This is a genomic window from Candidatus Cybelea sp., from assembly GCA_036489315.1.
Classification (GTDB): Bacteria; Vulcanimicrobiota; Vulcanimicrobiia; order Vulcanimicrobiales; family Vulcanimicrobiaceae; genus Cybelea.
This window is the reverse complement of sequence record DASXFZ010000050.1, coordinates 22,033-30,742: the sequence shown is the minus strand read 5'-3', so window position 1 is coordinate 30,742 and position 8,710 is coordinate 22,033. Positions and strand designations below refer to the sequence as shown.

Annotated in this window: 7 protein-coding genes; all 7 read right to left on the bottom strand. The window is 61.5% G+C overall.

The features are described from left to right. On the bottom strand, positions 1 to 565 hold a 565-nt coding region (locus VGG51_11315), incomplete at its 3' end, for a DUF882 domain-containing protein (GenBank protein ID HEY1883618.1). Positions 566 to 591: 26 nt separating this feature from the next. Further along, positions 592 to 2,979: a DUF2142 domain-containing protein gene (locus VGG51_11310; GenBank protein ID HEY1883617.1), complete on the bottom strand. Its 2,388-nt coding sequence runs from the start codon at positions 2,977 to 2,979 to the stop codon at positions 592 to 594. Next, on the bottom strand, positions 2,972 to 4,237 hold the full coding sequence (locus VGG51_11305) for a hypothetical protein (protein ID HEY1883616.1): 1,266 nt from the start codon (positions 4,235 to 4,237) through the stop codon (positions 2,972 to 2,974). The genes VGG51_11310 and VGG51_11305 overlap by 8 nt, the downstream gene beginning before the upstream one ends. A gap of 110 nt (positions 4,238 to 4,347) precedes the next feature. Next, entirely contained in the window at positions 4,348 to 4,953 is a 606-nt protein-coding gene (locus VGG51_11300; protein ID HEY1883615.1) for a prepilin peptidase, read from the bottom strand. Next, positions 4,950 to 5,810 (bottom strand): type II secretion system F family protein, encoded by an 861-nt coding sequence (locus tag VGG51_11295; protein HEY1883614.1) that lies wholly within the window; start codon positions 5,808 to 5,810, stop codon positions 4,950 to 4,952. Before VGG51_11295 ends, VGG51_11300 begins: the two co-directional genes overlap by 4 nt. Further along, positions 5,810 to 6,673: a type II secretion system F family protein gene (locus VGG51_11290; protein HEY1883613.1), complete on the bottom strand. Its 864-nt coding sequence runs from the start codon at positions 6,671 to 6,673 to the stop codon at positions 5,810 to 5,812. The genes VGG51_11295 and VGG51_11290 overlap by 1 nt, the downstream gene beginning before the upstream one ends. Further along, the gene (locus VGG51_11285) at positions 6,667 to 8,703 is read right to left on the bottom strand and encodes an ATPase, T2SS/T4P/T4SS family (protein ID HEY1883612.1); all 2,037 of its coding nucleotides are present in this window, start codon (positions 8,701 to 8,703) and stop codon (positions 6,667 to 6,669) included. The genes VGG51_11290 and VGG51_11285 overlap by 7 nt, the downstream gene beginning before the upstream one ends. Between the last annotated feature and the right edge of the window lie 7 nt (positions 8,704 to 8,710).

Below are 8,710 nucleotides of genomic sequence, written 5' to 3'. Positions count from 1 at the left end.
CCATGGCCGGGACTTCGAGATCACCCACCCACCAGCGTCGAGTACCGGAATCCAGGTGGACGTGGCTGTCGTAGTAGCCGATCCCGCCGGAGACTGCACGCGACCAGCAGGTATCGAAGAGCTGCTGCATCGGCACGCCGGCGACATACATATCCGCTGCCTTTGCGTAAAGGTGCATGCTGTTGCGGGCAGCGTTTTCGATGGCAGCGTTTGTTTGCGGGGAACGATAGCCACTCGTGATGACGAGTGGTTGCCTGATACCGTGCAGCGCAAGCGCCTGTTGTACCTCCCAGAGCGCTTCGATCTCGATGATGTCCATCTGAACGTAGCCTAACGAGGGGGAAACGTTGCGATCCCGCATGAGCCAGCAGATGGCCTGGTAACCGGGCTGGTAGACGGTTCTTCCATCAACGCAGAACGAGGTCATAACTTCGTCGGAGGAGCCTGCCCGCCGCAACCAGAGAACGCGGTTGGCAGCGCTGGGCACGGCAGCCCGAACGGCAGCCGGCGACATCCCCACGAGAGCGGCGGAGACGAGCGCTGTTAGAAAATCTCGACGATCCATAAAAGGCTCCTGTAACGAAATTTGCATTACACTTGGGCAAGTTGTCCGAAGGGGTCACTGCATGCGGCAGGGGCACGCGGCTGGAGGCCTGCACCGGGTTTGCCCGGGACGATCCTAAACCTGGCCACCCCGCCGATTCGAACCGGTCGAGGTGCGCCCTTAAGAATGGCATAGGCCGCAACGCGGTACAAGCCGGGCGCGAGGTCCACGGTGGGAACGATCCCAGCGAAGGAGCCGCCGCCACTTGCCAGCCGTCCCGGAACCGGTCGGGAGTTCACTAAGAACCAAACCGCGATCGGCTGCAGATTCGCGGCACGATCTATGCGACCGGCAAACAAAAGTGCGGCACCGGGGCGAGCGCTCACGTCCCCTCGGTCCAACAGTGCTGTCCCTTTGCAGACGCCCGCCGCCGCCATTTCTCCGCCGAGAATGGGAGCTTTCGCGAGCACGCGCATAATAGATGGCGGTAAGCTGCCATCGTTCTCTGTAATGAAGAAGACCCGCGCGGGAAAGATGCTTTGGAAGGCATTGCGGCCCGGCACCTGCGCATATGCGGTGACCAGGTGGGGCCCGTCCCGAAGGCCGCGCGTGCTCAGAAAAGCATAAAATGCATCGTAACCGTTGCGGAAATCATGCGCCGCTTCTCCCACCCGGAGATGATATTGGTTGCTCAGTACCGGGATGGCGACGCGTTGGTCGAGCACGACGGACGTAACCGTAGGAAAGCGGCCCTCGCTCGGAAAGACGCCGCCGCTTGCCAGCAAGCGCGTCCCGGGAGAATAAGAGAACGGAGTCTCCGAAACCGCGTGATACCGTGCGTCGACCACTGACCAGAGCACTCCGGCCGAGCCCGGCACGACTCGGCCCAGCGGATACTCCGAAACGAATCCTGTGGTTTGCGGGCCGTAGTAGCGCTGCGACACCGATGCTGCCGCGTACCCCGACGCGAGCAACGAGTAGGCGAGCAAAGTGATTGCAAGTGCCGTCGGGATCGCGGTCTTTCTCCGGCCCAGAGCACGCGGTGCGTACCATACGAAGCAAAGAAACGACGCGAATATAAAGGGGTACCAGTGCCGCCCTTCGATCGCAAACGAGTTGTTTGTCATGAGATACAGCACGAGGATTAAGCCCACGAAAAGCAGGTAAGAGTTTAATACGGAGTCGCCGGCGGCCGCACGTAGTGCGGCCCTCCAATGTCCGCGGACCGCGCAAGCCAGAAGCCGGGAGAAATTCCGTGCAACCAGATAGGCGACCAAGATCGCCGTGACGATGCTAGCCAGGCTAATTATCACTCGCATGATGCGCTCGACATTGGCGCTGACGATGACGATCGGCGTGTCGAACCAGCCCACGACCTGCCAGAAGGTAGCCGCACACAGCCCAGTGTTGAAGCACTCTGAAAATGCGCCGACCGTATTAGCAGCCAAATAGGCGAATAAGGGTCGTGCGCCCAGAGCGGCGATGTTGAGAAGGTAGTCACTATGCGACGGCGTGAGAAGAACGCCGCGCGTAGACGAAGCATCAACGTAGAACCGCTGAACGCTCAATAGGGCCAGCGACGGCAAAAGCACCGCGCCCACGCGTAGCGCGCTCAGCCACCCGGAGCGGCGCCCATTTCGCAGCGATAGGGCTACCAGCGCTAAGCTCGGAACGGCGGTGGCGAGAAAGAACTGATATTTAGTAACGGCGAGAAACCCGAGCGAGAGGGCGAGTCCGCACAGTGTTACCGGCGAGCGATTGCGACGTAGCGTCACGGCAAAAAAGAGCGCCGCAGAAACCAGCGCATAGGCTAGATTATCAGGCTGAATGTAGGACGACACAAACGAAGTCAATGGCAAAAGCCCGATTGCGGCGACAAGCGCCACGCTCGCCCAGCGTGGGAGTCCTAGCCTGATAGCGGTCCAATAATTGAAACCAAGCGCGGCCATCGTGAGCAAAACGCAAAGAAGACGCGCAGCAAAAAAGACGGTAACGATGGATCCCGTGAAGAGCGCGACGGTGTGCATCCAGACGGCCTCAAGGGCGTAAAAGCCGAATGGATAGGTTGGAACAATATAATTGATCTCGCCGGTAGGTGCGAGCGGCGTATGCAGATTCGGCGCGTTGGAATCGAGATGCGAGAAGAAGCTCTGAGTGCCGTAGCCCGCCGGAACGCGCATCGACGAGTGCCAGGCGATCCTTTCGAAATCGGAAGCCCGCAGCAAATAATTTGTATAAGGGCTCACGATCCAACCTGGTTTGCCATCGCTTAGACGCACGAGACGATGTGCGTTGTAAATGGAGATCGCATAGTCGAAGTGCGCCGGTTCGTCCGGTGCCTGAAATATGGGAACGTGAAACGCCCAGTACGCGCTCACGAGCCCGCTGACGAGGATGGCCAAAAGGGCGGCCGTCGTAGCCCGTGCGTTACTCACGCCTGAAGAGCTCGTAGGCGCTATCGCGCTCGGCGAGTTTCCAACTCACACTCGTCGTAAGTCTCTCGTCGAGGCGGCTGCCGCGGAACGCGATGACGCTATCGACGTTATGGTCTTGCAGTGGTCTCTCCCATGAGGAAGGGGCGTGGATCGCCGTAATGTACTGGCGCCAGATCCCGATCGGGTAGCCGTCGCACCGCCCATCGATAAACACGCTAAGGCGCGGGTATCCCAGCGCGACACTGCACCAGGAAAAGTCTTCGCAGAAAAGACGATGGCGTTGCTCGTCACCCGCGAGAAAAGCAATGCTCTCTAGAGGGAGCCGGGGCGGCGAGTGTTGTTGGGTTCGGAAAAGAGCAAGCGCCGAGAGCCCGATGGCGACGCAAATGCTTACCAGGGCAAATCCTTCGAGCTCACGGAGCTTGGCTTCGAGCCGCTCCAAAAAGCGAAAGCGCCAAGAGAGTCCGGAAGCCGCGAGGGGCGCCGCCGCGATGGCGAACAGGGGGACATTCCGTGACGCAAACAACGCGGCCGCGAATAGGAGGGCGGCGGGAAAGCTCCGTAAACGATCCTGCCATAGCCTTTGACCCCCGCCCATCACCGCGGCTAACGCTAACGGCAGGGCGCCCAAAGCAAATGAGACGTCCCGTAACGTCGGGGGCTGCCACTCGGTGATGTAATGGCGAATCGGGCTGGCGGCAAGGGTTAGGGCGAGTTCGGGTATTCGCCAGCCTAGCGGCGTCAAGAACATCGCGAGCAGCGCAAGGGGCAGCATAAACAGATCACGGCTTTTGCATAGCGGCGAAGCGCCGCCGAGGCCGGCGGCCGCGAGGCGCGCACCAACGATGAGCGGTGCGAGCGCGACGCTCGCATGAACGTTGGCCCAGATCACGGCGACCGGAAAGGCGGCGTAATACCAGCCGTCGTCCCGTTCGAGAAAATATAAAAACGCCGCGAGCGCTGCCCAGCCAAGCACCTGCGCGCGAATTCCAAACGACTCGAGCAGAGCAATGCCGCAGAAGAAACACGCGATCCCGATCGCTTCGGGCCGTGCCGTGCCGCGCGATCGCAGATAAATCGAGATCAATATCCAGAGCGGCAACGCGCTAATGGCGATAGCGAACAACGGAAAGACTCGAAAATCGCGCGCGAGCGCGACGAAGAGGCTGAAGAGCCACTCCTGCGGCACCCATGCTGCCCGCGGTGCCGTGAACGTCTGGGGGCCGAGAACGTTGGGGATACGATGCGTTCGAAGCATTAGTTCGCCGAGCCAGCGTTGCCAATACAGATCACCGTCGCCGGGGGCGCGAATCGGGCCGAGAACTACTAAAAGAGCACCCCAAAGCACGACCGCAACGCGCGTCAGGCTCAGTGGGTGAGGCCCAACGGGAGCGCGACCCCGGTAAGAGCCGCAATATACGGCGCAAAAGCTATGGGCGAGTTGCGCGTCTTTCCGAATCGGTGGGCGATAACGGCAATCGCACAAGCGATCGCCATGGCGAAGGCTCCGAGCGGAGCCCCGAGGACGGCCCCACTTAGTGCGACGAGCTTCACATCGCCCCAGCCCATGCCGTACCCACGAGAGAAGATCGCCGCAGCGGCAAATGGAATGATGAGGAGGATAGCTGAGACGATCATCCACCAGTTGCGCTGCGCCGCCGCAAAGAAAAGGAGAGCGGCTAACGGGCCGAGGGTAAAGACATCGGGTACGATACCGCAGGCCGCATCACTGCACCAGCAGGCGACTAACGCGAACACCACAATCGCTGCAACGCCGAGCTGCAGCGGCTGCGCTCCGAGGTACGCCATGACGGCACCGAGGACGGCCGCCGCGCCAATCAGGAGAAGCTGAGGCGCTTTGCCGGCCGGCGGCCCGTCATCCGCGGGAGGGACGCCGGCGCAGACGAAAGCGCTGCAGGTCGCCGCGATATACGCCAGCAGGGCGAAGAAGACGGCGCAGAGCAGCGCGATCACTTTGGCGCGAAATAGTTAGCGGCGACCGCACCGAAAATGACTGTGACGATCGCGGGGATCATGAACAGCACCATCGGAAAGACCATCTTTACCGGGAGCTTCGCCGCGATCTCTTCAACCAGCATCAAGCGTTGGTGGCGCGCGTCGGCGGCAAGGTCGTTGAGCATCTTGCTGATATTTGCGCCCAGCTTCTCGGCCTGCGTCATGACGCGCAACGCGTTGCGCAGCGCCGTTTGATTCGTGCGATCGCCCACGGCTTTAAGCGCGTCGGCGCGACCGCGCCCGAGGCGGATCTCCGAAAGCGCTTCCTTTATCTCGTCGCCCAGCGGGCCTGGCACCGCTTCGACCGCGTATCCCAGTGCCGCGTTGAGGGCAAGTCCGGCCGATACGGTCGCGGAGACCATATCGAGAAACTCCGGCAATCCCTTCTGGATAGCGCTCTTGCGTTTCTCGATGGCGCCGTTGAGCATGAACATCGGTGCGTACCCGAAGCAAAATGTCGTGACCAGCATCACTGGAATGAGGTAACCGATCGCGAAGCCGACGATCTTCCAGGCAACCAGGGAGAGCATCAGGCCGAGGCACGCGCCGCCGAGCATGCGCATGACGAACTGAACGGGCGTCGTGGTGTACCAGCCGGCTTCCGCGAGCTTCTTTGTGAGAAATGCCCGGCGATCCGGCGGCATGATCCGTTCCATAATCGGGGCCGGCAGCGGATCCTTCTTGGGACCTTCGCGCGCTTTGAGAACCTCGAGCTGCTCGGTAAGCGCGCTTCTGCTCGGGATGAGCGAAAGCGTCAACAGAAAGGCCGAGATCGCAAAGAGCGCCGAGATCAGCAGAATGATACCGCCCGGCATCAGACGTTCACCTTCAGAATCATGCGAAGCCAGAAATAGGCACCGATCTCGAGCCCGATGATAATCAAGATCACGATATGCCCGAGAAAGGTATAAAGCAAGGCATGGGCCATCGTCTCTTGGGTCGCGTAGATGAACAATCCCAGCGCAATCGGAATCAGCATCAGCACCCACGCGCTCATACGGCCCTCGGCCGTGAGCGCCGAAACCTTTCGCTGCACTTGCCGGCGATCTTTGATCGTGTCGGCGAGCTGGTCGAGGATCTTCGCCAAGTCGCCGCCCGTCTCGGACTGAACGCGAAAGACTCGCGCAATCATTTTCGACTCGTGGCTTGGCATGCGATCTGCCATGGCATCCATCGCGTCGAACATGCTCGCGCCGAGGTTGGTTTGGCCGATCACCCGCCGAAACTCATGTTGCGCCGGATCGGGCAGCTCTTCGATGACGACCGCCATCGCTTGCCGCAAGCCGAGGCCGACGCGCAAGCCGCCCGCCATGAGGCGCATCGCGGGCTCGAGCTGCGTGCCGAAGGCATCCATGCGGCGCTTCGTCCGAAAGTCGACATATACGTAAAAAAGTAACGCGCCGGCCACTGCGACGGCCGGAAGCAGGATCAAGGAGGCGAGGAGCCCGGTATGCATCAGGAGGACGATCGCGATCCAAACGATCGCGATGCCGGAGGCGACCGTGAGCACGATCTCCTGCGAACGCATGCGGATCCCGGCACGATCGAGGCGGTCGGAGACACTGTTGACGCGCTCGGTGGCGCGACGGTTAATGGTGCTCCAAACTGCAAAAAATATGCAGAAAACCGTTGCGGCGACGCCCGCAAAGATGGCAACGGGCGCGAGCGAGCCTACCATGCCGCCTGCAACGCCAGCTCGTTAAGCGTGCGCGGGTCGTACGGGATGCCGTACTCTTCGAAACGCTTGACGCTAATCGGCTGAATTCCCGTAAAGACGAACTCGCCGACGACATTATTCTCTTTGTCGATGCCGCGCTTTGCGAAGCGGATGATCTCCTGCATCGTCACGATGTCGCCTTCCATACCGACAACCTCGCTGATGCCGATCACCTTGCGCGAACCGTCGCGTAGGCGTGAGGTGTGCACGACGAGATCGAGGGCGCTGGCGATCTGTTCGCGGATCGCGCGAATCGGCAGGTCGAAGCCGGCCATCAGCACCATCGTCTCGATACGCGAGATCGCGTCGCGCTGACTGTTCGCGTGGATCGTCGTAAGCGAACCGTCGTGGCCGGTGTTCATCGCTTGAAGCATGTCGAGCGCTTCGGCGCCGCGGCACTCACCGATGATAATCCGGTCGGGGCGCATACGCAGAGCGTTGCGGAAGAGATCACGAATTCGGATCTCGCCGCTGCCCTCGATATTGGGAGGCCGTGCTTCGAGGCGGATAACGTGCGACTGATTGAGCAGTAGTTCCGCCGCGTCTTCGATCGTGACGATGCGCTCGCGATCGGGAAGATACGACGAGAGGATGTTGAGGAAGGTCGTCTTGCCCGAGCCCGTGCCTCCGCTGACCACGCAGTTGAGCCGCGCCTGGACCGCGGCTCGCAAGAACTCGAGCATCGGCGGCGGGGCGGCGCCGATCCTCACCAGGTCATCGGCGGTCAGGCGGTTGTGCCCAAACCGGCGAATCGTCATCGCGGTACCGTCGATGGCGATCGGATCGATGATGGCGTTGACGCGCGAGCCGTCGGGCAAACGCGCATCGACCATCGGCGAAGCCTCGTCGATGCGGCGGCCAAGCGGGGTGATGATCCGTTCGATGATGAGCCGAAGCTGCCGATCGTCGGCGAAGCGCTTCGCCGTTCGCTCGATCTTACCGCGGCGTTCGACGTAGATCATCTCGGGGCCGTTGACCATGACCTCGGTCACGTCGGGATCGCGCAGCAGATCTTCCAGCGGTCCCAGCCCGAGCGCCTCGTCGACGATCTCGCGGCGCAGATCGGCGAGATCTTCGGCCGATCCGGCAAATTTTCGCTCCGATACGAGCCGAGCGGCGATCTCCTCAACCCTCGAGCGCAGCTCGGCGAGCTTGGCGGCGTCACCCTGAACCGACCCCGCCGTTGCGAGATCGAACTGGCGTATCAGCGCGCTGTGCACTTCGGCCTTGAATGCCTGGCGCTTCGCGTCCGGGGCGGTCGTAACGCTCTTCGCAACGCCGTTGCCATGTGCGCTCGGAGCGTAAGGGCCGGCGACCGACGGCTGAAGCATCAGGCTCTCTGAAACAGTCGGAAGGGACTGCATGTAGTTCTGCAGCGCCGCGATGCTCTTGGCATACGAACGGCTCGTCGAGAGCGGGATCTCCGCGACCAGTTTGCTCCCCAGGCCACGCTCAACCTCGCTGCGCGCTACCGTGCCGGTCTCGCTCCGCGTGTTCGTAATCAGGACGATGTGATCGGCCGGCATGCCGAAGCGTTGGAGATCGGCGAGCAGCGATTGCGCCCCGGCTACGCCCAAAAGCGTTGGCTCTAAGACGATGAAGATGCGGCGCGCGCGCGCCATGAATGGCCGCACCGCCGCAGCAAAAGGTTGGGGCGCGTCGACGATGATCTGATCGAGCCCGGATAAGGTCTCCAGGAAGCCTTCAACGCTCTGCTCGTCCAACGTGAAGGCGGAGTCGTAGCGATTGACGAGTTCGACGAGCGTTACACCGTCCGCGCGTACGCTTGCAACCGATGAGCCGTCGCGCTCTGCGTCGAGATTTCGTACCGCGTCGAAGAGGACGGCCGCACTGCGGCTTCCGCTTAAATCCGCGTCGACGAAGCCGACGCTCTGCTTCTCGTGCATTGCCCGCGCCAACTCGCGGCACAGCGTCGTTGTCCCGGTTCCGCCTTTGGAACCGATAAAGACCCAGATCGGGAAATCGCTCACGGTACTC